At 69.1% G+C, this 22,308-nt stretch carries 17 protein-coding genes; 4 read left to right on the top strand and 13 right to left on the bottom strand.

Translation table 11 applies throughout. The annotated features are described in order from the left end of the window. Positions 1-69 precede the first annotated feature (69 nt). The 3 genes from ABD298_RS05535 to fdxA all read right to left on the bottom strand — a co-directional run bounded on the left by ABD298_RS05535 (position 70) and on the right by fdxA (position 2,978). Positions 70-1,353, bottom strand: coding sequence for a citrate synthase (locus ABD298_RS05535; RefSeq protein WP_208709538.1), 1,284 nt, complete (start codon positions 1,351-1,353; stop codon positions 70-72). A 105-nt stretch (positions 1,354-1,458) separates the two neighbouring features. Then, positions 1,459-2,601 (bottom strand): succinyldiaminopimelate transaminase, encoded by a 1,143-nt coding sequence (dapC, locus tag ABD298_RS05540; RefSeq protein WP_344299053.1) that lies wholly within the window; start codon positions 2,599-2,601, stop codon positions 1,459-1,461. 50 nt (positions 2,602-2,651) lie between these two features. Next, positions 2,652-2,978 (bottom strand): ferredoxin, encoded by a 327-nt coding sequence (fdxA, locus tag ABD298_RS05545; protein ID WP_208709542.1) that lies wholly within the window; start codon positions 2,976-2,978, stop codon positions 2,652-2,654. A gap of 179 nt (positions 2,979-3,157) precedes the next feature. Between fdxA and ABD298_RS05550 the strand changes: the two genes are divergently transcribed. Together ABD298_RS05550 and ABD298_RS05555 are read left to right on the top strand one after the other, a co-directional pair. After that, the gene (locus tag ABD298_RS05550) at positions 3,158-3,394 is read left to right on the top strand and encodes a putative acetyltransferase (protein WP_344298653.1); all 237 of its coding nucleotides are present in this window, start codon (positions 3,158-3,160) and stop codon (positions 3,392-3,394) included. An 84-nt stretch (positions 3,395-3,478) separates the two neighbouring features. Continuing rightward, entirely contained in the window at positions 3,479-4,012 is a 534-nt protein-coding gene (locus ABD298_RS05555; protein WP_344298654.1) for a hypothetical protein, read from the top strand. Position 4,013: 1 nt separating this feature from the next. Here the strand turns inward: ABD298_RS05555 and typA are convergent, their stop codons facing one another. Then, positions 4,014-5,939 (bottom strand): translational GTPase TypA, encoded by a 1,926-nt coding sequence (gene typA / locus ABD298_RS05560; RefSeq protein WP_344298655.1) that lies wholly within the window; start codon positions 5,937-5,939, stop codon positions 4,014-4,016. Positions 5,940-6,194: 255 nt separating this feature from the next. Between typA and ABD298_RS05565 the strand changes: the two genes are divergently transcribed. Then, the gene (locus ABD298_RS05565; RefSeq protein ID WP_344298656.1) at positions 6,195-7,025 is read left to right on the top strand and encodes an SGNH/GDSL hydrolase family protein; all 831 of its coding nucleotides are present in this window, start codon (positions 6,195-6,197) and stop codon (positions 7,023-7,025) included. A gap of 60 nt (positions 7,026-7,085) precedes the next feature. Here the strand turns inward: ABD298_RS05565 and ABD298_RS05570 are convergent, their stop codons facing one another. From ABD298_RS05570 to ABD298_RS05590, 5 genes are all read right to left on the bottom strand, one after another. Continuing rightward, complete coding sequence (locus tag ABD298_RS05570) at positions 7,086-8,891, bottom strand: dipeptide ABC transporter ATP-binding protein (RefSeq protein WP_344298657.1); 1,806 nt, start codon at positions 8,889-8,891, stop codon at positions 7,086-7,088. Next, a complete protein-coding gene (locus ABD298_RS05575) occupies positions 8,888-9,838 on the bottom strand; it encodes an ABC transporter permease (RefSeq protein WP_344298658.1) in 951 nt (316 codons plus the stop codon). Before ABD298_RS05575 ends, ABD298_RS05570 begins: the two co-directional genes overlap by 4 nt. After that, on the bottom strand, positions 9,828-10,757 hold the full coding sequence (locus ABD298_RS05580; protein ID WP_344298659.1) for an ABC transporter permease: 930 nt from the start codon (positions 10,755-10,757) through the stop codon (positions 9,828-9,830). The genes ABD298_RS05575 and ABD298_RS05580 overlap by 11 nt, the downstream gene beginning before the upstream one ends. A 123-nt stretch (positions 10,758-10,880) precedes the next feature. Continuing rightward, a complete protein-coding gene (locus ABD298_RS05585; protein ID WP_344298660.1) occupies positions 10,881-12,569 on the bottom strand; it encodes a peptide ABC transporter substrate-binding protein in 1,689 nt (562 codons plus the stop codon). Between the two features lie 148 nt (positions 12,570-12,717). Beyond that, positions 12,718-14,553: an ABC transporter ATP-binding protein gene (locus ABD298_RS05590; protein ID WP_344298661.1), complete on the bottom strand. Its 1,836-nt coding sequence runs from the start codon at positions 14,551-14,553 to the stop codon at positions 12,718-12,720. 68 nt (positions 14,554-14,621) lie between these two features. Between ABD298_RS05590 and ABD298_RS05595 the strand changes: the two genes are divergently transcribed. Then, positions 14,622-15,263, top strand: a complete 642-nt coding sequence (locus ABD298_RS05595) for a PH domain-containing protein (RefSeq protein ID WP_344298662.1) — start codon at positions 14,622-14,624, stop codon at positions 15,261-15,263. Between the two features lie 41 nt (positions 15,264-15,304). On the opposite strand, the gene ABD298_RS05600 is transcribed toward ABD298_RS05595, so the two are convergent. The 4 genes from ABD298_RS05600 to ABD298_RS05615 all read right to left on the bottom strand — a co-directional run bounded on the left by ABD298_RS05600 (position 15,305) and on the right by ABD298_RS05615 (position 22,246). Further along, positions 15,305-16,351, bottom strand: coding sequence for an ABC transporter permease (locus ABD298_RS05600; RefSeq protein ID WP_425564324.1), 1,047 nt, complete (start codon positions 16,349-16,351; stop codon positions 15,305-15,307). A gap of 1 nt (position 16,352) precedes the next feature. Then, on the bottom strand, positions 16,353-17,891 hold the full coding sequence (locus ABD298_RS05605) for an ABC transporter permease (RefSeq protein ID WP_344298663.1): 1,539 nt from the start codon (positions 17,889-17,891) through the stop codon (positions 16,353-16,355). Between the two features lie 25 nt (positions 17,892-17,916). Next, positions 17,917-19,695, bottom strand: a complete 1,779-nt coding sequence (locus tag ABD298_RS05610) for an ABC transporter family substrate-binding protein (protein ID WP_425564325.1) — start codon at positions 19,693-19,695, stop codon at positions 17,917-17,919. A 130-nt stretch (positions 19,696-19,825) separates the two neighbouring features. Then, positions 19,826-22,246, bottom strand: coding sequence for a phosphoketolase family protein (locus tag ABD298_RS05615; RefSeq protein ID WP_425564346.1), 2,421 nt, complete (start codon positions 22,244-22,246; stop codon positions 19,826-19,828). Positions 22,247-22,308 lie beyond the last annotated feature (62 nt).

The raw sequence follows: 22,308 nt of genomic DNA on the forward strand, positions 1-22,308 counted from the left end.
CACCGGCCGTCGTCGTACCCGAGAAGCCGAAATCCCGTGGGGATCTGTACCCGAAACGGGTGGGGTGGGTCAGCGGGAGGGGTAGTCCCGCTTGGCCTCGCCGACATAGAGCTGGCGCGGGCGCCCGATCTTGGTCTGCGGGTCCTTGATCATCTCGCGCCACTGGGCGATCCAGCCGGGGAGGCGGCCGATCGCGAAGAGCACCGTGAACATCTTCTCCGGGAAGCCCATCGCCTTGTAGATGAGGCCCGTGTAGAAGTCCACGTTCGGGTAGAGCTTCCGCTGGATGAAGTAGTCGTCCGCGAGAGCCTTCTCCTCGAGGCGCATGGCGATCTCGAGGAGCTCGTCGTTGCCGCCGAGCTTGCCGAGGACCTCGTGGGCCGTCGCCTTGATGATCTTCGCGCGCGGGTCGTAGTTCTTGTAGACCCGGTGGCCGAAGCCCATGAGGCGGACGCCGTCTTCCTTGTTCTTGACCTTCTCCATGAAGTCCTCGGGCTTGATGCCCTCGGCCTGGATGCGGCGGAGCATGTTCAGCACGGCCTCGTTGGCGCCGCCGTGCAGCGGGCCGAAGAGCGCGTTGATGCCCGCGGACACGGACGCGAACATGTTCGCGTTCGCGGAGCCGACGAGGCGGACCGTGGACGTCGAGCAGTTCTGCTCGTGGTCCGCATGCAGCACGAGGAGCGTGTCGAGGGCCTTGACCACGAGCGGGTCGAGCTCATAGGGCTCCGCCGGGAGACCGAAGGAGAGGCGGAGGAAGTTCTCCACGAGGTTCATGGAGTTGTCCGGGTACAGCAGCGCCTGCCCGATCGACTTCTTGTGGGCGTACGCGGCGATGACCGGGAGCTTTGCCATGAGCCGGATGGTGGAGAGCTCCACCTGCTCCTCGTTGAACGGGTCGAGCGAGTCCTGGTAGAACGTCGACAGCGCGGAGACGGCCGAGGACAGGACGGGCATCGGGTGGGCATCGCGCGGGAAGCCGGCGAAGAAGCTCTTGAGCTCCTCGTGCAGGAGGGTGTGCCGGCGGATCCGCTGGTCGAAGGCGTCGAGCTCGGCGGAGGTCGGGAGGTTCCCGTAGATGAGGAGGTAGGAGACCTCGAGGAAGCTCGAGTGCTGCGCCAGCTGCTCGATGGGGTAGCCCCGGTACCGGAGGATCCCCTCATCGCCGTCGATGAAGGTGATCGAGGACGTGGTGGCCGCGGTGTTCATGAACCCGGGGTCGAAGGTGACGGCGCCGGTCTCCTTGAGGAGCTTGGAGACGTCATAGCCGTCATTGCCCTCAACGGCGCGAATGCGGGGCAGCTCGAGATCTCCGCCCTCGTGGCGCAGCAGTGCGCCGTTCATCTCAGTCATGGTTCCCCTTCAAGAGGTAGCTCGCAACGTTCCTAAGCTACTCCCAGATCCCGGCAGGCACTAATCGATACCCGGCCTCCTGTGAGGTGCCGCACACTTGCTGGACTAGCGCGCGGAGAGGCGTTCCACGGCGGCGTCGATGCGCTCGTCGCTTCCCGTGAGGGCCACGCGGACGAAGCCCGAGCCCGCTGCGCCGTAGAACACGCCAGGCCCGACGACGATGCCCAGTTCCGCGAGGCGGCCGACGGTTGTCCAGGTGTCTTCACCGGCGGTGCACCACAGGTACAGGCCCGCCTCGGAGTGGGACAGGGTGAGGCCGAACGCCTCGAGCGCGGGCAGGAGCCGCTCGCGCCGGGCCCGGTAGAGGTCCTTCTGGGCGAGGACGTGCGCGTCGTCGCCGAGCGCCACCCGCATCGCTTCCTGCACCGGGAAGGGCATGATCATGCCCGCGTGCTTGCGGCTGTTGACCAGGTTCGGCATCAGCTCGGGCGCTCCCGCGACGAAGGCCGCGCGGTACCCTGCCAGATTCGACTGCTTGCTGAGCGAGTAGACGCTCAGGAGGCCCATCAGGTCCCCGCCGCTCACGCGGGGATCGAGCACTGACGGGACGGCCTCGCCGCCGCGCTGCGCATCCCAGGCCCCCCACCCGAGCTCGGCGTAGCACTCGTCGGAGGCGACGACGGCGCCCAGGGACCGGGCGCGGTCGACGACGGCACGCAGCTCGTCCGCGCTCCGCACCGCACCCGTCGGGTTGCCCGGGGAGTTGACCCAGACGAGGCGGACGCGTGCGAGCGTGCCGGCATCGAGCTCGTCGAGGCTGTCGGCCGCCACGGCCGTGGCCCCTGCGAGCCGCGCCCCGATGTCGTACGTCGGGTAGGCCACGGACGGCCGGACGACGACGTCGCCCTCGCCGAGGCCGAGCAGGAACGGAAGCCAGGCCACGAGTTCCTTCGAGCCGACCGTCGGCATGACCGCCTGCTCGTCGAGCCCGGTGACACCGCGCCGCCGCGCGAACCATTCGACGACCGCCTCGCGCAGCGCCAGCGTGCCGTGCACGGTCGGGTAGCCCGGCGCGTCCGCCGCGGCGCGCAGCGCCTCCTGGATGACCTCGGGCGTCGGGTCCACCGGTGTCCCGATGGAGAGGTTGACCGCCCCGCCCGGATGCTCGGCCGCCGTGGCCGCGTAGGGCCGCATGGCCTCCCAGGGGTAGTCGGGGAGGTCCAGGCCGAAGCTGGAGGGATGTCGAATCGAGGAGGCCGTTCGTGCCGCGCTGTCGGCGCCCGGCTCGTTCCGCACGGTCAGTGGTCTTGGTTCTGCGGGGGAAGGGCCGCGACGAGCGGATGGTCCTTGCCCGTGTTGCCGAGCTTGGCGGCGCCGCCCGGGGAGCCGAGGTCGTCGAAGAACTCGACGTTGGCCTTGTAGTAGTCACTCCACTCGTCGGGCACGTCGTCCTCGTAGTAGATGGCCTCGACGGGGCACACCGGCTCGCAGGCACCGCAGTCGACGCACTCGTCCGGGTGAATGTACAGGGACCGCTCGCCTTCGTAGATGCAGTCGACAGGACACTCCTCGACGCAGGCCTTGTCCTTCACATCCACGCACGGCTGCGCGATCACGTATGTCACGGTGCACCCTCTCTCTGTTCCGGCCGCACTGCTGGCGTCTTCCTGCGGCATGTCCGCGGCCGGTCGAGCCTATTATCCCCCGGCTCCCGCACGCTACTCCACCGGACACAGGCCGTAGCACTCGGCCGCCCGGGCAGCGAGCGGGCCGCCGGCCGCGCCCGCCCTGCCTACGATGGAGCGTGCCCGACTCCCCCATCGACCTGCTTCGCTCGCTCCCAGCCGGCACGCGCGTCGTCGTCCGCAGCAGGATCGAGGACGGCTTCACGGACGCCCTCGGCGATCTCGTGGACTGCGGCGAGACGACGGCGACGATCCGCACCCGCCGGGGCGACGCCGTCGTGCGCCTGGCCGACGTCGTTGCGGCGAAGCCGGTGCCGCCTCCCCCGCCGCCCCGGGGCCAGCGGGAGAAGCCCTAGCAGGAAGCGTTGTGCCGAAGACCACACTGCGCTACATTTTATCCATCGAATAGAAATATCGAGGTTGCGCCGGAGGTCCACGCCATGTCGTTGCTCAGTGCCCTGGGAAGGCTCGCGCCTTCCGGGCTCCCGCCGATGGTCTTCCAGGAGGCCCGCTTCGACCGGGTGGGCGTGCGCGCGGCCGACGGCGCGCTCCGCCTCGACGTCGGGCTAGCGGCCCTGGATCTCGCGCCCTTCGGGGAGTTCAGGGCGACCGTGCGCTTCACGGCGGTCCTCGAGCGGCACCTGGCCTCGGGCGAGACGGTGCAGCGGAGCGTCCCGTGCATCCAGACGGATTCGTCGGCGTACCAGCGGGACAGGATGGGCCACGCGAGCGCGGCCCTGGCCTTCGCGCCGACGCCCCTGCCCCGGCTGTGGGCGCGGATGGGGACGCAGGACGGATCCGGCGTCACGCTGGTCCGCGCCTTCTGGTCGGACCTCATGATCATGGATCCGGCCCACCGGCTGCTCCAGCGGATCCGCGGCGAGTGGAACCACTCCCCCGCGGTCGCCGGGACACGCACGGCGGCGGCCGGCGGCTTCCGTGCAGGAGCCGCCGACCGCCGTCGGACGGGGTGAGTCAGGAACGCGAGCGGTTGCGCGCGGCCTTGAGTCGCTCGTTGGCGTCGAGGATCACCTTGCGGATGCGGATGTCCTCGGGGGTGATCTCCACGCACTCGTCCTCGCGGGCGAACTCGAGGGATTCCTCGAGCGTGAGCGTCCGCGGCGGGGTGAGCCCCTCGAAGTTGTCCGCGGTGGAGGAGCGCATGTTGGTGAGCTTCTTCTCCTTGGTGATGTTCACCTCCATGTCGTCGGCGCGCGAGTTCTCGCCGACGATCATGCCCTCGTAGACCTCGGCCGTGGGCTGGATGAAGAAGGTGCCGCGCTCCTGGAGGTTGATCATCGCGAACGGGGTCGCGACGCCGGCACGGTCCGCGACGAGCGAACCGTTCGTGCGGTACTCGATGTCCCCGGCCCACGGCTCGTAGCCCTCGGAGATCGAGGAGGCGATGCCCGCGCCGCGGGTGTCCGTGAGGAACTTCGTGCGGAAGCCGATGAGGCCGCGGGAGGGGACGATGAACTCCATGCGGACCCAGCCCGTGCCGTGGTTGGCCATGTTGGTCATGCGCCCCTTGCGGGCCGCGAGGAGCTGCGTGACCGCGCCGAGGTACTCCTCCGGGACGTCGATCGTCATGTGCTCCATGGGCTCGAGGACCTGGCCGTCGACCTTCTTCGTCACGACCTGCGGCTTGCCGACCGTGAGCTCGAAGCCCTCGCGGCGCATCTGCTCGACGAGGATGGCCAGGGCGAGCTCGCCGCGGCCCTGCACCTCCCACGCGTCCGGACGCTCGGTGGGCAGGACGCGGATCGAGACGTTGCCGATCAGCTCCTTGTCGAGGCGGTCCTTGACCTGGCGTGCGGTCACCTTCGCGCCCTTGACGCGGCCGGCCAGCGGGGACGTGTTGATGCCCACCGTCATCGAGATCGCGGGGTCGTCGACCGTGATGAGCGGGAGCGGCTGCGGGTTGTCCGCGTCGGTGAGCGTCTCGCCGATGGTGATCTCCTCGATGCCGGCGACCGCGACGATCTCGCCGGGGCCGGCGGACTCGGCCGGGACCCGGTCGAGGGCGCGGGTGGCAAGCAGCTCGGTGATCTTGACGGTCCTGATGGTCCCGTCGTGGCGGGCCCAGGCGACCTGCTGGCCCTTGCGGAGCGTGCCGTTGTAGATGCGCAGGAGCGCGAGGCGGCCGAGGAACGGCGACGCATCCAGGTTGGTCACGTGCGCCTGGAGAACACCCTCGGGGTCGTACGTGGGCGCCGGGATGTGCTTGAGGATGGTCGCGAAGAGCGGCTCGAGGTTGTCGTTGTCCGGGATCGAGCCGTCGGCGGGCTGCTCGAGGGAGGAGGCGCCGGCGCGGGCAGCAGCGTAGACCACCGGGACGTCGAGGACCTTGTCGAGGTCGAGGTCCGGGACCTCGTCCGCGAGGTCCGAGGCGAGGCCGAGGAGGAGATCCATCGTCTCGTGGACGACCTCCTCGATGCGCGCGTCGGGCCGGTCGGTCTTGTTCACCACGAGGATCACGGGCTTGTGCGCGGCGAGTGCCTTGCGGAGCACGAAGCGCGTCTGGGGCAGCGGGCCCTCCGAGGCGTCCACGAGCAGCACCACGCCGTCGACCATGGACAGGCCCCGCTCGACCTCTCCGCCGAAGTCGGCGTGGCCCGGGGTGTCGATGACGTTGATCGTGATGCCGTCGGGCTCGCCGACCTCGGCCGCGGACGGACCGGCATAGCGCACGGTCGTGTTCTTGGCGAGGATCGTGATGCCCTTCTCACGCTCGAGGTCACCCGAGTCCATCACGCGGTCCTCGACGTCGCCGTGGGCGGCGAAGGAGTTGGTCTGCCGGAGCATGGCGTCGACGAGGGTGGTCTTGCCGTGGTCGACGTGCGCCACGATGGCGACGTTGCGGAGATCGGTGCGAGAGGCGGTGGACACAGTTTCAGTCATGCGTGTGAGGCTCACTTCGGATGTGGGGTCGCGGCGGTCCGCGTCCTCATGCGGCTCGGGGTGGCCCGGCCGGAGGCACAACGGAACAGACCCTCTTAAGGGCCAGCAACTACATTTTACCCCTCCCGGAGCAAACGCCCTTCCGGGCGCCGGGCGGGAGCCCTGGGAAGACCGAGTGGCACCAGACGCCGCGACCCAGCATGATGGGACAACGGGCGTTCGCACCGCACCCGTTGTCACCGCACCGGAGGACCCATGGGACCAGGCAGGCTCCGCGTCGCCACGGCAGCCCTCGCCGTCGCGCTCGCCTCATCCGGCGCGCCCGTCTCCGCCGTCGCCACGCCCGCCTCCGCCGTCGCCCCCCCGTCGTCCGCCGGTGTGCCCTTCGCCACGCCCCCGCTCGTGCTCGCCCCGCGCACGACGTCGGCCCGTCGCCTCACGCCGCCGGCCCTCCTCCCGCTCGGGTCGCTGTACGCCGACCCTGCCACCGGCCGGCGCGAGAGGATCCTCGGGGATCTGGCCCGGACCGCAGTCCTGATCGGCGATTCCCAGTCCGAACCCACGGACAGCTGGGTGCGGCGCGGCCTCGAGAAGGCCGGATACAGCGTCTACTTCGCGGGAAAGGGCGGAACGGGCTTCTCGGTCGGCACGGCCGCGGTGCACGACTACGACGACGCCCTCCGCCTCGGCGACTGGCTCCTGCCCTACGGCGATCCCGGACTCGTGGTGGTCCAGGGCGGCGGCAACGACGCGACCCGCAGGTCCTCCGATGCGGCGATCACGAAGGGTGCCGTCGCGATCCTGGACGAGCTGCGCACCGCCTATCCCCACTCGAAGCGGCTCATGGTCGGAACCCTGTCGAAGTCGGCTGCCGACGGCGGCGGCCGCCGCACCGAGGTCGACGCCCTCCTCGGCCGCATCGCGGCGCGCCTCGAAGTTCCGTTCGTCGGCTGCGGGGACTGGATCTCGCGCTACGGCCTCGCCGACGAGCTCGCCGACGGGGTCCACCTCAAGGCCTCCGGCATGGCCCGGCTGACGCCGATCTTCGCCGACTCGCTGGCTGCACAGGGCCTCGCCTTGGACTGACGCAGGGGCCCGGGCGCGCACAGCGCCCGGGCCCTCGCCTTCCTTGCCGTGGCCGCCGCCTCAGGCGACCTCGGGGGGCAGGAGGAGCTTGCCCCCGGGGATCGCGTCCAGCAGGGCCCTCGTGTACTCCTGCTGCGGCGAGTTGAACACGGAGTCCGTCGTTCCGGTCTCGACCAGCGTGCCCCTCTCCATGACACACACGTTGTCCGCGATCTGCCGGACCACCGCGAGGTCGTGGGTGATGAAGAGGTACGTCAGCCCGAGTCGCTCCTGCAGGTCCGCGAGGAGGTTGAGCACCTGGGCCTGGACGAGAACGTCGAGCGCGGAGACCGCCTCGTCGCAGATGATCACCTCGGGGTCCAGCGCGAGCGCCCTCGCAATCGCCACGCGTTGGCGCTGGCCGCCCGAGAGCTCGTTCGGGTAGCGCTGCATCGCCGACTGCGGCAGGGCTACCTGGTCGAGCAGCTCGCGGACCTTGAGCTCACGGGAAGCCCTGTCCCCGATCTTGTGGGTACGCAGGGGCTCCTCGATCGTCCGGTAGATGTTGTACATCGGATCGAGCGACCCGTACGGGTCCTGGAAGATCGGCTGGACGCGCCGGCGGAACGCGAAGAGCTGCTTCCTGTCCAGAGTCGAGGTGTCGATCCCGTCGAACACGATCCGGCCGGAGGTCGGCTTCAGCAGCTGGAGCACCATCTGGGCAACGGTCGACTTGCCGGATCCCGACTCCCCCACGATCGCCGTCGTGGTGCCGCGCTGCACACGGAAGCTCACGCCGTCGACCGCGGTGAAATCGGTCCCGCGGCCGAGCCCCGTGCGCAGCTTGAACACCTTGGTCAGGTCCTCGACGATCAGCGCGTCATCGGTCGGGACACTCGGGGCGGCCTCTGCCGGGACGGCCTCGGCCTCGACGGCCTCCGCGGCGGCGGCCTCGGCCTTCTCGGCCGCGCGTTCCTTGGCCTCCTCCGAGGCCGTGAGGAGCTCGGTCGGCTCGATCCCGGCCTCCTTGGCCACCTGGATGCGCCGCGACGCGAGCGAGGGGGCCTTGGCCACGAGCCGCTGCGTGTACGGGTGGAGCGGGTTCCGCAGCAGTTCGAGCGACGGCCCGGCCTCGACGACCCTGCCCTGGTACATGACCACGACCTTGTCCGCGCGCTCCGCGGCCAGGCCCAGGTCATGGGTGATGAGGAGCACTGAGGTTCCCCGCTCCGCCGTCATGGTCTCGAGGTGGTCGAGGATCTTGCGCTGGACTGTGACGTCGAGGGCCGAGGTCGGCTCGTCGGCGATCAGAAGCTTCGGGGCGCACGCGAGGCCGATTGCGATGAGGGCCCGCTGGCGCATGCCGCCCGAGAACTCGTGCGGGAACTGCTTCGCACGGCGTTCCGCGTCCGGCAGGCCGGCATCCGCGAGGGCGCGCGCGACGTCGGCGGGACCGTCCGGGCGTCCGTTCGCCTTGAGCGTCTCCCGCACCTGGTAGCCGATCTTCCACACCGGGTTCAGGTTGGACATCGGGTCCTGCGGGACCATGCCGATCGTGTTGCCGCGGAGCTCGATCAGGCGCTTCTCGGGGGCGTGCGCGACATCCTCACCGTCGAGCAGGATCTGCCCCCCGGTGACCCGCCCGTTGGTCGGGAGGAGCCCGATGGCGGCAAGCGCCGTCGTCGACTTGCCGGAGCCGGATTCGCCGACGATCGCGAGCGTCTCGCCCGGCATGATCTTCAGGTGCGCGTCCCGCACGGCCTTGAAGTCGCCGCTGCTTGTCGTGAAGGTGATCTCCAGGTCCCGGATCTCGAGGATCGGTCGGCCGCCGGGCTCACCCGCATCCGTGATCTCCGGGCCCGAGGGCGCTGTGGTCTTCTCGGTCATCGGGTCCTGCTCTTCGGGTCGAGGGCGTCGCGGACGGCGTCGCCGAGCATGATGAAGCTCAGCACGCACAGCGACAGGGCGATGGACGGGTAGATGAGGATCATCGGGTTCGTCCTGATGGACGTCTGGGCGGCGGCGATGTCGTGCCCCCACGACATGACCGATTCGGGCAGGCCGATGCCGAGGAAGGACAGCGTTGCCTCCGTCACGATGAACACCCCGAGCTCGAGCGTCGCGAGGACGATCACGGGCGCCAGCGCGTTGGGCAGGACGTGCCGTAGGAGCGACCCGAACCTCGAGACGCCGAGGGACCGCGCTGCCATGACGAAGTCTGCATTGCGGACCTCGATGACGGCGCCACGCGTGATCCTGGCCATCTGGGGCCAGCCCAGCATCGCGATCACGAGGACGACCGTCCACACGCTCTTGTTCTCACGGAACAGCGGCAGCTGGGTGATGACGAGCGCGCCGAGCACGAGCGGAAGGGCGAAGAAGATGTCGCCGAGGCGGGCGAGGACGGCGTCGAGCCATCCGCCGTAGTAGCCTGCGAGCGCGCCGAACGTCACCCCGACCACCAGCACGCAGAGGACCGCGAGGATGCCCACCGTGAGGGAGGCCTGGGTCCCGTGGATCACCCGGGAGAAGACATCGCAGCCTTGGAAAGTGAAGCCGAACGGGTGGCCGTCCCGCGGGCCGGCCTCCGAATTCTCGAGCAGGCACTCGCTGTTGGGGGGAACCTGCGTGAAGACGCCCGGGAAGAGGGCGATGAAGACGAGGGCGAGGATCATGAGCGCCGAGATGATGAAGAGCGGCCTCCGCCTCAGCTTCCGCCAGGCATCTGCCCACAGGCTCAGGGGCGCCTCCTCGACGCGCAGCGTGTCGGTCGCTCCGAGGGTCTGTTCCTCGAAGGGCGCCACATAGTGGCCTTCCGTGCGTTCAGGCTTCATAGCGGATCCTCGGGTCGAGCCATGCATAGAGGAGGTCGACGAGCAGGTTCGCCAGGACGAACACGAGCACGAGAACGCTCACGATCGCCACGACGGTCGGACCCTCGCCGCGAAGCACGGCCTGGTAGAGCTTGTTGCCGACTCCGGGCACGTTGAAGATGCCCTCGGTCACGATCGCGCCGCCCATGAGGCCGCCGAGGTTGGCGCCCAGATAGGTCACGACCGGAATCATCGAGTTGCGCAGGACGTGCGCGAGGACCACCCGAGTGCGGGAGAGGCCCTTGGCCGTTGCCGTCCGCACGTAGTCCGCGTTCATGTTCTCGATGACGGAGGCACGGGTGAGGCGCAGGACATAGGCGAAGGAAACGAGTCCCAGGACGATCGCCGGAAGGATCAGGTTGCCCCAGTCGGCCTGGGAGCCGACGGTTGGCTTGGCCCAGCCAAGATAGACGCCGAACACGAGCTGGAACACGAAGCCGAGCACGAAGGTCGGGACGGCGATGACGACGAGCGACGCCACGAGAACAGTGGAGTCGAAGATGCCGCCGCGGCGCAGGCCGGCGAAGAGGCCGAACAGCACGCCGAAGACTGCCTGGATGGCCAGTGCCTCGACAGCGAGCATCGCCGTGACGGGGAAGATGCGGGCCAGCGTCGCGGCGATGGGCTGCTGGGTGAAGTCCACGCCCAGGTCCAGGGTGAACAGGTTCTTGAGGAAGATACCGTACTGCACGATGAACGGCTGGTCGAGATGGTACTGGGCCCGCAGCGCGTCGATGACGCCCTGCGGGGGCTGCCGGTCGCCGAACAGCGCGGCGATGGGGTCTCCGGGGAGGGCGAAGACCATGAAATAGACGAGCAGGGTTGTCCCGATGAAGACGGGGATGACTTGGAGGAGTCGGCGGAGGATGTATCGGATCACCGTCTGCCTCCTGCGTCCCAGATCAGAGGGACTTTCATGGGTGTGCCTTCCGTTGTAACAGAGGCCGAGGGCCCGGCACCCGGCCGGGCCCTCGGTCAGAAGGGTGAGGACGCTAGCGCGGCGTCACTTCGCCTGGATGTTGTAGTAGAGGATCTGGCCGTTCCAGCCGGTCTCGGCCTTGATCACGTGGTTGCTCCACACGATCGGCTTGTTCTGATCCCAGAGTGGCAGACCCGGAAGGTCCTTGAACAGGACTTCCTGCGCCTGGTTGAACTTCTTGTTGGCATCGTCCGTGGACTTCGCGGCGAGGCCTTCCTTGAGGAGCTTGTCGAACTCAGGGTTCGAGTACTTCTCGTAGTTGGACGAGGCGTCCGTACCCCAGACCGGGCCGAGGAAGTTGTAGAGCGACGGGTAGTCGCCCTGCCAGCCCGCGCGGGTCAGACCCGGAAGCTGCTGGGACTTGCGGAGGTTGAGCACCTCGGCGAACTTCGCGAACGGCTGGATCTCGGCCTGGATGCCGAGGTTGTTCTTGAAGTTGTTGGCGACGGCGTCGACCCATTCCTTGTTGCCGCCGTCGGTGTTCGAGGCGATCTGGAGGGGCTTGGAGGCGTCGTACGGCTGGATCTTCTCGGCCTGCGCCCAGAGGTCCTTGGCCTTCGTCGGGTCGTACTTGAGCACCTCGTTGCCCGGGATGTCAGGCGTGAACCCGTCGATGACCGGGGGAGCAAAGCCCTTGGCCGGCTGACGAGTGCCGTTGAAGACGACCTTCGCGATCTCGTCGCGGTTGATCGCGTAGGAGAGGGCCTGGCGGCGGAGCTTGCCGGCCTCGCCTTGGAAGTTCTTGTTGTAGCCCGGGATGTCCAGAGTCGAGTCGGCGGCCACAGGCTTGTTGGCGTTCCGGTCCTGGAAGTCATTCGCGAAGGTCTTGAGCGCGTTGGACGGGAGGACGTCCGTGACATCGAGGTTGTCGGCCTGGAGGTCCGTGTAGGCCGGACCCGGATCCGTGTAGAACTTGAACGTGATGCCACCGTTCTTGGCTTCACGCGGGCCCTTGTAGTCGGCGTTCTTCACCAGGGAGATGGACTGGTCATGGACCCAGGATCCAGTTTCCTTGGCCATCTTGTAGGGGCCGTTGCCGATCGGGTTCTCGCCGAACTTCTTGGGGTCCTTGAGGGCTTCCGACGGAAGCGGATAGAACGCCGAGTAGCCGAGGCGGAGGGACCAGTCGGACTCGGGCTGGGCGAGCTTCACCTGGATCGTCTGGTCGTCCTTGGCGGTCAGGCCTGACATCGTCTGCGCCTTCGGAGCTGGAGTGGACGTGGTCTTGCCGTCCGCCCCGGTGCTCTTGGTGGTGGCGCTGACGTCGTTGTAGCCCTCGATGGACTCAAAGAAGAAGCTGTTGTTCTGGAGGTTCGTGCTCAGGGCCGCGAAGTTCCAGGAGTCCACGAAGGTCTTGGCCGTGATCGCCTCACCATTGGTGAACTTCTGGCCCTGCTTGACCTTGATGGTCCAGGTCTGCGAGTCAGTCGTGTCGATGCTCTCGGCAAGGTCGTTGACGGGCTTGCCGTTGGGGTCGTAGGCACGAAGACCCGCGAACAGCATGTCGACGACGCGGCCGCCGTAGACCTCGTTGGTGTTGGCCGGCAGCAGCGGGTTCTGCGGCTCATTGCTGTAGGCGGTGATCACCTTGTTGGGATCGCCGCTCGACTGGGCACTGCCCCCAGAAGTACCCCCGCCGCCGCTGCACGCGCTCAGCGCGAGGGCGACAGCGGCCGTGGCCCCCAAGGCCTTGGACATGCGTGATAGACGCATCCCTCAAACTCCTAACGATCTCGGAAATGGACCCCGGCCTGATGCGAGAGCCCGTGAGCCCGCCACACAGGGTGACGTGATCCGACCCACATTCGTACAGCCTAGCCACATTCGCGAGAAGTGAAAGAATCCTTTGCCAAACCGTGACCTAGGGGATCTGGGGCTCCTCCTGGTCCCGGGGCCGCCCGGCGAGAAGCTCGCGCAGTTCGCGGCGCTCCCGCTGAGCCTCGGGATCGGGCAGCGGCACGGCAGCGAGGAGCCGCTGGGTGTAGGGCTCCCGAGGGTTGCGCAGGACGGATTCGCGCGGGCCCTGCTCGACGATCCGGCCGCCCTGCATCACTGCGATGTGGTCCGCGAGGGCATCGACCACGGCGAGGTCGTGGGACACGAACAGGCACGCGAAGCCGTGCTCGCGCTGCAGTTCCGCGAAGAGGTCCAGGACCTTGGCCTGGACGGACACGTCCAGCGCCGACGTCGGCTCGTCAGCCACCATGAGCTTCGGCTCGAGCGCGAGCGCCCGCGCGATTCCCACGCGCTGCCTCTGGCCGCCGGAGAGCTCATGCGGGTAGCGGTTCCGGTACGAGCGCGGCAGCTCGACCTGGTCTAGGAGCGCCTCGACCCGCGCGTGCAGTGCGCCCTTGGCCGCCCCCGACAGCAGCAGGGGCTCACCGATCGACTCGCCGACCGGCAGCCTCGGGTTGAGCGAGGAGGACGGGTCCTGGAACACCATCCCGACCGAGCGCCGCACCTCGCGCAGACGGCGGGAGTTCCGTCGCAGGCCCGAGATCTCCTGGCCGACGACGGTGAGCGAACCCTCCGTCACGGCCAGCAGTCCCACCGCGGCGCGTCCGACCGTGGTCTTGCCCGACCCGGACTCCCCCACCAGGCCCACCACCTCGCCGGGATGCACCGCGAGGTCGACCCCGTGCACGGCCCGGAAGGCCCGTCCACGTCCCCGGCCCGGGTACTCGACGACGGCACCTCGCAGCTCGAGCACGGGCACCCCCCGGGGGGCCCGCCGGCCCTCGGCGTCGGCGGGAGCCGGGACGGTGTCGCGTTCGCCCGCCGAGAGCCCGCCCGCCTCGGCCTGCTCGAGGCCCACGCCCGCCGCGGCTGCGAGCGCGGCGGTGGGGTCTACGACGTCGTCCGCGCGGCGCCCGCCCTGTCCCAGACGCGGGACCGCCTCCAGCAGCGCCCGGGTGTACGCATGCCGTGGCGAGCGGAAGACCTGGGCGGCCGTGCCGGTCTCGACGATCCGGCCCGCGCGCATCACCGCGACGCGGTCGGCGAGGTCGGCGACCACGCCCATGTCGTGGGTGATGAGGAGGATCGCCGCGCCGAGGCTGTCCTTCAGGCTCCGCAGGAGGCTCAGGATCTCCGCCTGGACGGTGACATCCAGGGCCGTGGTCGGCTCGTCGGCGATGAGCAGCTTCGGGCTGCACGAGAGCGACTGGGCGATCAGGACGCGTTGCAGCTGGCCGCCGGAGAGCTGATGGGGATACGACCGGAACACCCGCTCGGTCTCCCCCAGGCCCACCATTTCGAGCAGGGCCAGGGCCTTCGCGCGGGCCTGGGGCGGCGCCAGTGGCCTGTGGAGCCGGACGGCCTCGACGATCTGGACCCCCACCGTGCTGACGGGATTCAGCGCCGACATGGGCTCCTGGAAGACCATAGCGATATCCCTGCCGCGGGACGCGCGCAGGCGCCTGCGGTCCGGGCCGAAAAGCTCCTCCCCGGCGAGGCGGACGCTGCCCGAGACGCGGCTGTTGGGGGGAAGGAGCCCCAGCAGGGCCATCGAGCTCGCGGACTTGCCGGACCCCGACTCGCCGACGATGGCGAGGACCTCGCCCGCGCACACCTCGAAGTCGAGGCCTTGGGCCGCGGCGACCCAGGCGCGGTCGACGCCGAAGTCCACGCTCAGGCCGCGGACCTCGAGGACGGGCGCCGCCTCGGGGCCCCGCGAGTCTCTCGGGCTGTCCGTCACGGCCGTCCTCCTGTCCTCGGCGGCTTAGGGGTGTGGCGGCGGCGCGCGCCGTCCTGTTTCATGGGGTCATGACCGCGCTCACGCCTGACGTACTGGCGCACACGGGCCGCGTCGAGACCCTCGCCGCCCGCAGCAGCAGGGCTCTGGCCTGGCTGACGTGGGGCCTCGCCGCGACCGGACTCGCACTGACGCTGTCCGCGGCGGGACTGGCCGGGGCACGGTTCGCGGCGCCGTTCCTGCTGCTCGCCGCGGCCGGGTGGGTGCTGTTCTGGCGGCCTGCGGTCGTGGTGAGCGACGCCGGCGTCGAACTCCGCAACCCGCTGCGCAGCATCGGCGTCCCGTGGGATGCCCTTGGCCATGTGGACACGAAGTACGCCCTGACGCTGGTGACCGGGTCCGGCCGCTTCACGGCCTGGGCGGCGCCCGCACCGGGCATCTGGGGCGCCAGGCACGCCAGGCCCGAGCACGTCGACGGGCTTCCCGAGAGCACGTACGGTCCCGCGCGCTCGGTCCGGCCCGGCGACCTCGCCCACACCGACTCGGGACAGGCGGCCTCCGTCGTCCGCAGTCGCTGGGCCGAGGCGCTCGCCTCGGGCGCCGCGCATTCCGGACGCGCGGACACCACCCCGGTCACCCGCCGCGTCGCGTGGGCCGAGACGGCGGTCACGGCGGGGCTCGCCGTCGCGACCCTCCTCACCCCCGGGGCGTGATCCGCCAACGACGGCGCCGGGTGGCCTTCCCGGGCGCGGCGTCACCGCCCGCTCCTAGCACTGGCGCGGAACGGCCGCTGGCGCGGGTCGAAGGCGTCGCGCAGGCCGTCACCGATGACGTTGATGCTCAGGCAGATCAGGACGATGAAGGCGCCCGGCCACCAGAACAGCCACGGTCGCGTGGAGAAGGCGTCCTGGTTCTGGGAGATGAGCAGGCCGAGGGAGGTGTCCGGTGCTTTGACGCCGACCCCGAGGTAGCTGAGCGCCGTCTCGAGCAGGATCGCGGAGCTCATCGTGAGCGTGACGTTCACGATCACGACGCCGATCGCGTTCGGCAGGATGTGCCGGACGATGATGCGCATGCTCGAGGCACCGGACAGTCGGGCGGCGTCGACGAACTCGCGTTCGCACAGCGTCAGGAACTCCCCGCGCACAAGGCGGGCCAGCCCGACCCACAGCACGAAGCCGAGGAAGACGCCGAGCAGGAGCACGCCGTGCTGCCCCGCGACGGCCCCGAACCAGGTGCCCTCGTCGCGGCGCCCGGCGACTGCGGACAGGACGGCGGCGAGCAGGAGGGCCGGGACGATGATCACGACGTCCGTCAGCCGCATGAGGACGGCGTCGGCCCAGCCGCGGAAGTACCCGGCCACGGCCCCGACCACGACGCCGATGGCGCCGGCGATGAGCCCGATGACGAGCATGACCGTGATGGACTGCTGGGCACCGCGCATCGTCATCGCGAAGAGGTCCCGGCCGATCCGATCCTGGCCGAAGGGGTGCTCCCCCAGACGGAACGGGGCGAGCGAGAGGGTGGGTGCGCCGTCGTGAACCAGGGGTGTGATGTCCGTGTGGCCGTACTTCCACCAGCCTGCGAAGGGCCCCCATCCCACCGACGTGAACGCGAGCGCGAGGATCGCGGCAAGGATGGAGACCCCGACGACCGCTCCGCCGTGCCGGAGGAACCGCTTCCTCACGATCTGGCCCTGGCTGAGGCCCTTCGGCCCGACGGGACCCTCACCTGTGGTCCTCGGACGGGCCAGGGCCTCCTGCTCGGCGAGCAGCTCACTCTGCTGGGTTGGCTGGGACACGTCACCTCACCCTGATCCGCGGGTCGAGGGCCGAGTACGCGAGGTCGGCGAGGAGGTTGAACACCATGGCGGTCGCCGCTGTGCAGACGAAGACGGCCATGACGGGGTTCGGGTCGACCCGGGTGACGCCCTCGAGGAACATCACGCCCATTCCGCGCACCGAGAAGACAGTCTCGGTGATGACGGCGCCGCCGATGAGGCCGCCGATGTCGAAGGCCACGACCGTGGTGATCGGAAGGAGTGCGTTGCGCAGCGCGTGGCGCAGGACGACGTCGCGCTCCCCCATCCCCTTGGCGCGGGCGGTGCGGATGTAGTCCATGGTCATGACCTCGAGCATCGACGACCGCGTGAAGCGCGCATAGCCGGCCAGCGAGACGAGGACGAGCGCGATCGTGGGGAGGACCAGATGGGTGAACGAGTCGATGCCGGCCGTCCAGAAGTCGCCGCCGAGGTTGGGCGTCGACGCACCGATGGTCGCGATCGGCCTGCCGCGCACGGTGCTGTCCGCGACATAGGAGGGCCACGCCTGCATGTAGCGGTCGAGGGCGATCATCGCGCCCATCGCCAACGCGGTGGCACCGGCGACCCGCATGTTCTGCCGCCGGTCGTAGCCGCCGGCGAGCCACCCGAGGCCGGTGCCGACGAGCACGGTCACGACCCCGAGGACCAGGATCATGCCCGGCGTAGCGCCGTTCAGCGGCCCCTGGATCGGGAAATACACCGCAAGCCCGACCGCGACGGCCGCGAGCCCGGCCACGAGAGCCCGCCGGTTCCTCGGCCCGGCGGCCAGTGCCGCGGCGGCGAACGCGAACCCGGTGCCGGCTACGAGGAGGACGACGAGGCCCAGTCCGGGGCGGGCGAACCACCGCGTGGCCGAGGCCAGCGCGAGCAGGCCCGCCGTGAGCACGAAAGCGGCGCCGCCCGCAGCGAGCCGATGACTTGGCCGGCCGCCGGCCACGCCGCCCACGCCCAGGGCCGCCAGCACGCCGAGGCCGGCGGACACCTGCCACGGGATCTCGGGATCGGCGAGGAAGTCGTTGAACCCGATCGCGCCGTACTCCTTGAGCAGCACCGCGACCCAGAAGATCGGCAGGGAGAAGAAGAGGAAGGCCATGAATGTGACCCCGTAGTCCAGCACGCCGTGCTGCCGCAGGGCCGTCACAACACCGAGGGCGACGCCGACGAGGATCGCAAGGACCGCCGCGGCCGTGACCAGGGTGAGCGTCTGGACCAGCGCTACGCCGAGCGCCTCGGTGACCGGCTGGCCCGCGACGTTCTTCCCCAGATCGCACCCCCCGGCGACCGGAAGGAGGCAGCGGGCCGCGCCGCCGAGCCACGTGAAGTAGCGCACGGGAGCAGGAGTGCCGAGGTCCAGGAGCTCCGCGCGCGCGTCCATGAGCTGCTTGGCGTTGGGCGCCCCGCTCCCGCGGAACTCCTCGAGCGGGTCGCCCGAGAGCGCGGTCAGGTTGTAGACCACGAACGAGGCGCCGAGGAGGATCAGCGCGGCCGTTGCGAGCCGCCGCACAATGTACGTCAGCATGGCGGCGTGGTGCCCTGTCCGTTCGCTACTTGACCGACCACTCCCAGAAGTTCCACCACACGCCGGTCTTCATCGGGTTGTACACGACGCCGTCGACCTTGTCGCTGTAGGCCTGGACTCCGGGGTTCTGGAACAGCGGCAGTCCGTACGAGGAGTCCCAGACGATCTTGTCGAGCTTGGTCATGATCTCGTTCTGCTTGCCCTTGTCCGTGGTCCCGATCAGCTCATCCATGAGCTTGTCGGCTTCCTCGTTCGAGAACTTGTTGTAGTTCAGGTCGTTGCCCGCCTTGAAGATCGCCGGTACGCCTTGCACGCCCACGCCAGGGTTGGACCAGGCGAAGATGCTCGCGTCGTAGGTGCCCTTGCCCAGCGCCTTGCTCCAGTCAGAACGGCCGAGCCCACCGTCCACGATCTTGAAGCCGGCCTTCTCGGCGGACTCCTTGATGAGCGTGAACATGTCCACGCGGTTCGGGCTGTCCTTGTTGTACATGATGCGGATCTCGGGCTGCTTGCCGGAGAGGAGCTGCTTGGCCTTGTCGATGTCGACATTGTCGTACGCGGAGGAGCCGTTGTCCTTCACCGAGTTCGCGTAGGCCGCCTGGGCGGGGACGAAGAACTGCGAGTCGAGCGGCTTCGCCTCGGGGTCGAGCTTCTTGACGATCTTGTCCACGATGTCCTGGCGCGGGACCGTGAGGAGGAACGCCGTCCGGACGTCCTTGTCGGCAAACGGGCCGGAGAAGTTGAGGTCGAGGTGCTCGTAGGCGAGCTGCTTGTCCTGGAGCACCGTGGCCCCGGGCACGCTCTTGAGCTGGTCGATCGTGTCCGCAGAGGCCTGCGGGGCGATGATGTCCGCCTCCCCGTTCTTCAGGGCCTGGACCTGCGCCGGCGCAGAGCCGATGTAGCGGACCACGATCGAATCGGCGTTCGGCGTCGGGCCCCACGCATAGTCCCTGTTGCGGATGAGCGTCATGGACTGGTCGGGCACGATCTCCTTGACGATGTACGGCCCGTTGGAGAGGAACAGCGAGGTATCCGCGGGGAGCGTCTTCGTGTCGAAGCCGGTGTTGTAGAACTCCGCCGCCTTCTTGAGCGTCTCGTTCGCGGGCTGCGGCTTGGCCGGGTCGCCCTTCTTCATGCCCCTCATGAGATCGGTGAGGGCCTTGGCGTCGGCCAGCCCGGCCTTCTTTGCGATGACGTGCGCGGGCACGTCGATGGCGGGACCACCGAGCGCGATCTCCCAGTCGGCGAACGGCTTGGTGTACTTCAGCGTCAGGGTCCGGTCGTTGTCGGAGATCGTGGGAACCTCCGTGGCGTTCAGCCCGGTCGGGTCCCCGGCGAACGAGAAGTAGCTCGTGCCGGTCTTCGCCGAGGGATCCGCGTCGGAGTAGTAGGCGGAGAAGGCGGCCCACTGGAGGAAGAGGTCATGGGCGGTGACGGGGGTGCCATCCGACCACTTGACGCCGTCGTTCACGGTGTACTTGACGGTCAGCGGGTCGTCGGAGACCTTCTCCATCTTGCCGAACTTCTCGTTCCGCACCACATTGAGCTTGTTGTCGATGTAGTAGAAGCCCGAGTGGGTCGGATAGCTGACCTTGGAGTTGATCTCGGCGTTGCCGGTCGCGGTGTTCGGGTTGAAGGAGTTGAAGGCGTTGACCTCGACGACAGTGATCTTGCCGCCCTGCTTGGCGCTCGCCTGCCCTGTGGACGCTCCCGGGGCGGGGCTGTTCTGGGTCGCGCACGCGCCGAGTGAGAGTACCGCCAGCACGGCAATTCCTACAGCCCTGGAGATACGCCCACGCCGCATTCCGACTCCTTCTTCATTGACACCCACGTGCCACACAGCCTAGACGGGACCGTCATCGCGACCTCCGCGGAGGTTACTCTTCGGCTCCTGTCGTTATGAACCTGCAATCTATCGCGTCGCGCGGGGACGGTCAGCCCTCCTCGAGCACCCAGTCCCGGATGCCTTCCGGGTCCTCCCCGAACTCCCTCGTGTACGCGCGGACGCGGACAAGCTCGTCCTCGTACCGCTGCCGCAGGGCGGCGTGCTTGGCCGCGAGCCCCGGGACCCTGTCGATCACGTCGATGGCGAGGTGGAAGCGGTCGATCCGGTTGAGCATCGCCATGTCGAACGGTGTCGTCGTCGTGCCCTCCTCGATGTAGCCGCGCACGTGCAGGTTCCCGTGGTTGGCCCGGCGGTAGGTGAGCCGATGGATGAGCCACGGATAGCCGTGGTACGCGAACACCACCGGCTTGTCGGTGGTGAAGAGGGCATCGAACTCGCGGTCCGGGAGGCCGTGGGGGTGCTCCCGCTCGTCCTGGAGGCGCATGAGGTCGACGGCGTTCACCACCCGGATCTTGAGTCCGGGCAGGTCCCGGCGCAGCATCTGCGCCGCGGCGACGGCCTCCGCCGTCGGGACGTCTCCGGCGCAGCCCAGCACGACGTCGGGCTCCTCCCCCTCGACCTCGCTCCCGGCGAAGTCCCAGATCCCGATGCCGCGGGCACAGTGAAGCTGCGCCTCCTCGGGCCCCAGCCATTGAAGCGACGCCGCCTTCCCTGCCACGACCACGTTGACGTAGTCACGGCTGCGCAGGCAGTGGTCCATCGTGGACACGAGGGTGTTCGCATCCACGGGAAGGTAGACCCGGATCACGTCCGCCTTCTTGTTGACCACGTGGTCGATGAATCCCGGGTCCTGGTGCGAGAAGCCGTTGTGGTCCTGCTGCCACACGTGGCTCGAGAGCAGGTATGTGAGGGAGGCGACCGGCAGGCGCCAGGGCAGCTCGCGGTGCACCTTGAGCCACTTCGCGTGCTGGTTGAACATCGAGTCCACGATGTGCACGAACGCCTCGTACGAGTTCAGGACCCCGTGCCGTCCCGTGAGGAGATAGCCCTCGAGCCAGCCCTGGCACAGGTGCTCGCTCAGCACCTCCATGACGCGTCCCGTCCGGGCAAGGTGCTCGTCGACGCCCTCGATGCGCTCCTGCCACACCTTGTCCGTCGCCTCGAACACCGCCTGGAGGCGGTTGGACGCCGTCTCGTCCGGGCCGAAGAGCCGGAAGTTCGTCGGATTGGCCCGGATCACCTCGCGCATCCACTCGCCGAGGTTGTGCATCGCCCCAGCACGCACGACGCCGGGCGCCTCCACTGGGATCATGTGCGCCTCGGGGTCGGGGAGCCGCAGGTCGTTGAGCAGACGCCCCCCGTTCGCGAAGGGCGTGGCACTCATGCGGCGGTCACCGCGCGGGGCGAGGCTGCCCAGCTCGGGCGAGCGGGCGCCGTCGTGCGTGAAGAGCTCCTCCGGCCGGTAGGAGCGCAGCCACTGCTCGAGCTGGGCGAGATGCTCGGGGTTCTCGTGGATGCCGCTGAGGGGGACCTGGTGTGCGCGCCAGGTCCCCTCGACCGGCTTGCCGTCCACGACCGCCGGGCCTGTCCAGCCCTTCGGGGAGCGGAACACGATGAGGGGCCACGGCGCAGCAGGCTCGTGGGCAGGCCGCTCCCCCGCCGCGCGTGCCCGCTCCTGGATGGCGCGGATCTCGTCGAGGCTGCCATCGAGCGCGGCGGCGAAGTCGCGGTGTGCGCCGTTGTGGTCCTGCGGGTCGTCGACGGTGACGAACCGCGGCGCCCATCCGAGGCCCTCCAGGTAGGAGCGCAGCTGCGACTCCGGGCGCCGGGCCAAGACCGTGGGGTTGGCGATCTTGTAGCCGTTGAGGTGGAGGATCGGCAGGACGGCGCCGTCGCGGACGGCATCGAGGAAGGCGGTCGACTGCCAGCTGCCGGCCAGGGGGCCGGTCTCGGCCTCGCCGTCTCCCACGACGCAGGCGACGACGAGGTCCGGGTTGTCGAAGGCGGCGCCGAAGGCGTGCGCGAGCGAGTAGCCGAGCTCCCCGCCCTCGCTGATCGAGCCGGGCGTCTCGGGGGCGGCGTGGCTCGGGATGCCGCCAGGATAGGAGAACTGGCGGAAGAGCTCCCGGAGGCTGTCCTCGTCGTCTCCGAAGCGCGTGTAGATCTCCGAGTAGGTGCCCTCAAGGTAGGCATTGGCGACGTTTGCGGGGCCGCCGTGTCCGGGTCCGGTCACGAACAGCATCGCCTGGTCACGGGCGATGATGGCACGGTTGAGGTGGGCGTAGATGAAGTTCAGGCCTGTGGTGGTGCCCCAGTGGCCGAGGAGGCGCTTCTTGACGTCCGCGGACTCGAGGGGCCGCCTGAGCAGCGGGTTGTCACGGAGGTAGATCTGGCCGACGGAGAGGTAGTTCGCCGCCCGCCACCAGCGCTCGAGATCATCCATCCCCTGCTCGGTGAGGTGCGTGGTTGGCTCTGTCGTCGTCACGTGAGGGGTACCGCCCTTCCGCATCGGCTGCCGCGCTGGCACGGCTGGATCCACGCGGCCGGTCGCTGCCCAGCCTAGCCCGGCGA

This window comes from Sinomonas flava (genome assembly GCF_039531875.1).
GTDB lineage: Bacteria > Actinomycetota > Actinomycetes > Actinomycetales > Micrococcaceae > Sinomonas > Sinomonas flava.

Coding starts and splice junctions, on each gene's coding strand:
- ABD298_RS05610 (WP_425564325.1), bottom strand. CDS start 19,695: ATGCGGCGTGGGCGTATCTCCAGGGCTGTAGGAATTGCCGTGCTGGCG.
- ABD298_RS05535 (WP_208709538.1), bottom strand. CDS start 1,353: ATGACTGAGATGAACGGCGCACTGCTGCGCCACGAGGGCGGAGATCTC.
- ABD298_RS05595 (WP_344298662.1), top strand. CDS start 14,622: ATGACCGCGCTCACGCCTGACGTACTGGCGCACACGGGCCGCGTCGAG.
- ABD298_RS05565 (WP_344298656.1), top strand. CDS start 6,195: ATGGGACCAGGCAGGCTCCGCGTCGCCACGGCAGCCCTCGCCGTCGCG.
- typA (WP_344298655.1), bottom strand. CDS start 5,939: ATGACTGAAACTGTGTCCACCGCCTCTCGCACCGATCTCCGCAACGTC.
- ABD298_RS05605 (WP_344298663.1), bottom strand. CDS start 17,891: ATGCTGACGTACATTGTGCGGCGGCTCGCAACGGCCGCGCTGATCCTC.
- ABD298_RS05585 (WP_344298660.1), bottom strand. CDS start 12,569: ATGCGTCTATCACGCATGTCCAAGGCCTTGGGGGCCACGGCCGCTGTC.
- ABD298_RS05575 (WP_344298658.1), bottom strand. CDS start 9,838: ATGAAGCCTGAACGCACGGAAGGCCACTATGTGGCGCCCTTCGAGGAA.
- ABD298_RS05570 (WP_344298657.1), bottom strand. CDS start 8,891: ATGACCGAGAAGACCACAGCGCCCTCGGGCCCGGAGATCACGGATGCG.
- ABD298_RS05615 (WP_425564346.1), bottom strand. CDS start 22,246: ATGCGGAAGGGCGGTACCCCTCACGTGACGACGACAGAGCCAACCACG.
- ABD298_RS05555 (WP_344298654.1), top strand. CDS start 3,479: ATGTCGTTGCTCAGTGCCCTGGGAAGGCTCGCGCCTTCCGGGCTCCCG.